At 69.1% G+C, this 589-nt stretch carries 1 protein-coding gene; it reads right to left on the bottom strand.

Annotated elements, in window-relative coordinates; all coding sequences use genetic code 11:
• A partial coding sequence (locus tag JL475_RS39310; protein ID WP_202282974.1) for a transposase occupies positions 1 to 589 on the bottom strand: 589 nt, incomplete at both ends.

Raw genomic sequence — 589 nt, 5'->3', positions numbered from 1 at the left:
GGGGTAGAGGCTGAGCCGGCGGCCCTGTCGTGAGCTGGTGCACTGCTCCTTGACGGGGCAGGGGATGCAGTCCAGGGCGGCGAAGGAGACGACGGTCTTGGCCACGCCCTCCTGGACGACGTCGTTCCAGGTGGCGCTGGTCTTTCCCGCCGGGCAGAGGGCCTTGTTGTTCTCCCAGTCGATGGTGAAGTCGTGGGCCGCGAAGCCTTGTCGGGCCTTGGCCTGGCGGGAGGTGTCGAGCAGGACCGGCGTGACCAGGGCGACTCCATAGGTCTTGGCGGCGGACACGATGAGCTCGGCGCTGGGGTAGCCGGAGTCGAGGTAGTGCCGGGCGGGCAGCAGGTGGCGTCGGTGCAGGCCCTGGTGGATCGCGCTCAGGGCCTTGCTGTCCGGCAGGGTTGAGCAGGTGGTGGTGACGTTGGTGATCAGGTTTGGGCGTCCGGGCCGGTCGCCCTCAGCTTGTGGGTGGCAGGTCTCGGAGACGTGGAGCTTGTAGCCGTTCCAGAACGTCTCGCGCTTGGCAGACCAGCGGGTGTCGGTGTCGTAGGGGGAGGCTAGGCGGGATGGGGCGGGCGGCAGGCCGTCGCCG

The organism is Streptomyces sp. M2CJ-2 (assembly GCF_016757295.1).
Lineage (GTDB): Bacteria > Actinomycetota > Actinomycetes > Streptomycetales > Streptomycetaceae > Streptomyces.
This window is presented reverse-complemented; position numbering and strand designations above follow the sequence as displayed.